The sequence below is a fragment of the Actinoplanes sp. NBRC 103695 genome, from assembly GCF_030269485.1.
Classification (GTDB): Bacteria; Actinomycetota; Actinomycetes; order Mycobacteriales; family Micromonosporaceae; genus Actinoplanes.
In genome coordinates this window covers 1-2730 of record NZ_BSTL01000090.1, presented here as the reverse complement: position 1 = coordinate 2730, position 2730 = coordinate 1, and the positions used below count along the sequence as shown (strand labels likewise).

The following is a 2730-nucleotide window of genomic DNA, read 5'->3' as shown; positions in this document are numbered from 1 at the left end:
CCGACCCGCAGGACGCCTCCGCGGCAGCGTCGTGTGTGCGCTCCCCGGCACGCCGGTGACCAGCGCGAACCGGGCACCGGCGGTGTCCAGCACACCGAGCTGTACGCCTCGGCCCATCATGATCCGCCGTTGCGTGCGCCGCTAACACTGGGAGACGGCCGCCTGCAGGGCCTGCGCTTGCGCCTTCTGCTCATCGGTCTTGTACCTGGCCAGCCGCTCGCCGAGCTTATCCACGACGCGGTGCTTTCGGGTGGTATCGGTCAGCAGATGCCGGTTCTGCTCGAGGAACGCGTGCGCGTCGGTGAACATACCCTTCTCCACCCGATCGAGCGCGTCCAGCAGGTTCACCAGGAACCGGTCGAACTTGACCCCCTCATCGTCACGGTCCGTCAGATCAGCATTACCGGCCTCGACCATCTCGGCCAGCGCCGTCGTGTCCTCACCCCGGTCGTGCAGCTGCTCCGCAGTGTCCAGCAGGACGTCCGACCGGTCCTCCGCCTTGGTGTCGACGAGGGAGGTGCGCACCGCGGCGGGCACGCGGAGCTTGCGTAGCCGGACCTCCGGCCGCAGCAGACGCACGGCCGACACGTCCGGCACCCGCTCGCCCATCTCGGTGACACGCTGCAGGAACTCGTCGGACTCGACCAGCTTCGACCACTTGTCCATCACGTCGCGCTGCCGCTGCGGGTCCTGCTCCAGCAGGATCTTGAGCATCCACTCCGGCGCCTCGTCGACCACCGGCGGCCGCTGCCGCGAGACGGCGTCGGAGTGCGCATCCACATCGAAGCCCGCCAACGAACGGTCCGAGCGGTGGCCTGGCCGGCGCAGCCGCATCCGGCCGACCCCGCCGTCGACGTCCGCGTGCCACGCCGCCGCGCCGTACCGATCCAGCACCTGCGCCGTCGTGGTGTCGATCACACCCCGGGTCACCACCGCCGGCCGTACGCCGGCCTGGGAGAACAGCTCCAGCAGACGGTTCAGTTCCCGGACGTCCGCCGTCGCCGGGCGGCCACCCCATTCCGCAACGGGCAGGTGCAGCACCGGGACGTCCGGCACCGCCGCCACCGCCGGTCCCAGACCAGCGTCGAGCAACTCCTGCACGTCCTGCCGCGCCGACCCGGCCCGCGCCGGATCGGTGACCGCCACGGAATACAGGTTCGACTGGGACGGTTCCGGCCGGTTGAGCCAGGCGGTGAACCGCGCGTACGCGGCCGACTCCGTCACCGACACCACAGGCACGGGCGGCGCGCCGGTGAGAAAATCGGTGAGCGACACGCTCGCCGCCGCCGGGTCCTTCCCGTCATCGAAGTCGAAGGCCGCCTCCGAGCCCGCATCCGTAACGGAGTCCGAGTCCCCATCCGAGTCGAAGACGGAGTCAGTTCCGGAAACCGAATGGGAATCCGAGTCGGTGAGGTGATCGTCACGGAGGCCGAGGTGGTCGGGCGGCAGCCCCTGCCGGTCGGCCAGGCTCCAGGCCGGCGAGTCGGCCCGGGTGCCCTGCTCGGCCGACCTGCCGTCGAACCAGTCCCGAAGATCCCGCATCGCCGCCACAGCCGGCACATCGTCGGCCTCGACCCCCGGAACGAGCGCTTCAATGATCTGATCCAACAACTGCATATGCGGACCGAACATCGGCCGCACCTTCACGAAACCCGATTGCTCGAGCTGAAAGCGCACGTGTTCCGGACTGGACACCCTGACCAGCTCAGCCCAGAGCGCCCGGCTGTCACGACGGTCCAGCGCATCGGCCAGGCCGTGCTCCGCGACGCCCAGCAAGGCGTGCAGCTCGGCATACCACGACGTCAACTCCTCCGCCGAACCCGGCATACGCGTCGCCGAGCCCTGCGGCACGTCCGGCTTCGCGACAAACGCGTTATGACTACTACCCGGAGCGAGATCACCCCACGGATCCAGAGCGGGGTCGTTCGCTTCCTGTTCCCACGGCATGGGAACATCGCGGGCCGCACTTTCCGCCGGGAAGTCACTGCCCGTTCCGCTCGATGTCCCGGCCGAGTATCTCGCTGCTGCGGCAAGGCCGTTTGCGCCGAACTGGGTGGTCAGCAGACCCGAATCGATGTTATGGGTTCGCCCTAGACCGTTGGCTTGACCGTCAAGGAAAATCACAAACCCGGTATCGTTCAGTACATTGAAGAAATGCCCCGGCACGCCCGCTTCCGGATTTAGGTATTGAGCAATGATCCCACGGAATCCGGCGCCTTGCCCATGCGCTTCACCGATAACGCCGGACGGCCCGGCAATCGGGCGGCCATCATTCTCGTAGAACACCTGGAAATCAGCACCGTATCGCACCGACAAACCAACCGAAGACTGGATTGACGAATCCCTCGCAAGCGACGCCAATCCACCTCTTCCGCTGGCCCGTTCCTCTACCGCCACCGAGCAGAAGTAGCAGTTGTCCGTATCTTGATCCTCATTCACCTGGGCCCAGCCGTACCAACGCTCAACGAGAAGACGCTCATCGTCCCGTCGCCCCGGCCGTCCGCCTGCCGACACCACGTTGGCGGTGCCGTCCGAAGTCCGCACCGGGACCGCAAGGCTTCTCATCAGCCTCCGCTTGAGAGCTTCGTTTTCGGCGTTATACCACGCCGTCAGTTCCTCCATCGCCAACGCGGCGTCGGCATAGTCAGGCTGCCTCGACGCATACTCGTACTGGGCATCGAGATTCTGCGCTTGCACTCGGAACGACGGCGGTGCCGGCGGCGGCGGCGG

At 67.2% G+C, this 2730-nt stretch carries 1 protein-coding gene; it reads right to left on the bottom strand.

From position 1 onward, the window contains the following. Nucleotides 1–141 precede the first annotated feature (141 nt). On the bottom strand, nt 142–2730 hold a 2589-nt coding region (locus QSK31_RS48330; RefSeq protein ID WP_285691965.1), incomplete at its 5' end, for a hypothetical protein.